The sequence below is a fragment of the Polaribacter sp. 2305UL8-11 genome (assembly GCF_058147165.1).
On record NZ_JBYVJW010000029.1, the window covers coordinates 1 to 1,573 of the forward strand.

The window sequence follows — 1,573 nt, forward strand, 5'->3', positions numbered from 1 at the left end:
TCTTTAACTATGGAAGGAAATTTATCTCAAAATGGAACCTTTACTATTAATTCTGATGCAACCTCTAATGGTTCTTTTATTTTAAAAGGAACACAATCTGGAGTTGGAAATGTAGATTATCATAGATTTTTAACTACATCAGGAATAAGCACACAAGGTTGGCATTTAGTAGCCTCTCCTGTAGGTGGTAAAAATATCAACGATTTTTTTGGTGATGTAGTTACAAATGGAACAAAACGAGGCATTGGTCCTTATATAAATACAAATGCAGCTACCTTTAAATGGAACTATTATATTAATACAGATACTCCTGGTTTTTTTACAAATGCCAAAGGATATACTTTAAAAAAATCGAGTGCTGGTACTTTAAATTTTAGTGGTTCTGTAAACACAAACAATGCAGGAATATCGATTCAAGTAGATGCTACTGGAGATCAATTTAATGTTATAGGTAATCCTTATCCATCTTACATAAATAGTGGAACTTTTTTAGATAATGTTCCTTTAAATAGGCTAACAGAAAAGACAATATGGCTTTGGGACTCAGAAGCTAATGGTGGAGTAGGAGAATATATTACAAAAAATAGTGCAACTGCTTATAAAGTAGCTCCAGGTCAAGGCTTTTTTGTAAAAGCATTAAATACTGGAAATGTAACTTTTACAGAAGCTATGCAAACTCATGTGGGTGGAGATACATTTTTAAGACAAGAACCACGACCAGAAATTACACTTTCTATAACAGATGGTGCAAGTGTAAAAAACACAGAAATTTTTTATATTAAAAATAAAACTACTGGTTTTGATGATGGTTATGACAGCTCTATGTTTAATGGTGTCGCAAATCCTTTTGCTGTGTACACCCAATTAGTTACCAACAGTAAAGGCGAAAATCTTGCTATACAAACACTGCCAAATACAAACTATGATAGCATGATTGTACCTATTGGTGTAAACGCAGCAAAAGGAAAAGAAATTACTTTTTCTTTACGTGCTAATAATTTTCCTGATGGTTTAAAAATCTTTATAGAAGACAAAGAGAATAACACTTTTACAAGAATAGATGAAGTTAACAGTAACTACAAAATTACTTTAAGTACTGCTCAAAACGGAATTGGAAGATTCTATTTACATACTACAAGAGCTGCTTTAAGTGCAGATACAAATGTAAATTTAAACAATGTAAGTGTTTATAAAGTAAACAATAATACATTAAGAATTGCTGGTTTGTATAAAGAAAAAGCTAAAGTTTCTGTATTTTCTATTTTAGGAAAACAAGTGTTAAGTGCTTCTTTCAAATCTTCTGGAGTTAATGATGTTCAATTACCAAATTTATCTAATGGTGTTTACTTGGTGAAACTTACAACAGAAAAAGGAGAATTGACTCAAAAAATAATTTTAGAATAATAACGATAATTTTAAGACAAAACATCATGAAAAAACAAGATAAAAACGCTCAAGATATCGCTCCCAAAATTACTCGTAAAGAAGCAATGCAAAAAATAGGGAATTATGGTAAATATGCTGCATTAACAGCTTTAGGAACCTATCTAATTTTAAACCCACAAAAAGCACA

1 protein-coding gene is annotated in these 1,573 nt (G+C 30.7%); it reads left to right on the plus strand.

The features are described from left to right. The coding region (locus tag ACY2RW_RS16070; RefSeq protein ID WP_490123749.1) for a T9SS type A sorting domain-containing protein at nucleotides 1–1,404 on the plus strand (1,404 nt) is incomplete at its 5' end. Nucleotides 1,405–1,573: the final 169 nt, after the last annotated feature.